General features: G+C 44.7%; 1 protein-coding gene. It reads right to left on the bottom strand.

The window, feature by feature from the left end:
• The coding region (locus ACFINS_RS10320) for a DNA translocase FtsK (protein WP_375706216.1) at nucleotides 1–309 on the bottom strand (309 nt) is incomplete at both ends.

Genomic DNA, 309 nt, shown 5'->3' on the forward strand with positions numbered 1-309 from the left:
ATAAGATCATGGTATTAATAGCAACAGACTTTCCCGATCCTGTTGTTCCTGCCACCAACAGGTGCGGCATTTTCGCTAAATCAGCAATAACCGTTTCACCACCGATTGTCTTACCTAAAGCAAGTCCTAATTTCGCTTTGCTTTCAACAAATTCCTGCGCTTGTAAAATTTCGCGTAAATAAACCATCTCACGCTTTACATTGCGCAATTCTATTCCAATCACATTGCGTCCTGGCACCACAGCAACACGCGCTGATATTGCACGCATTGAGCGTGCAAGATCATCTGCCAGCCCAACGAAACGAGAAG

This window comes from Bartonella sp. AA2SXKL (assembly GCF_042197205.1).
Classification (GTDB): Bacteria; Pseudomonadota; Alphaproteobacteria; order Rhizobiales; family Rhizobiaceae; genus Bartonella.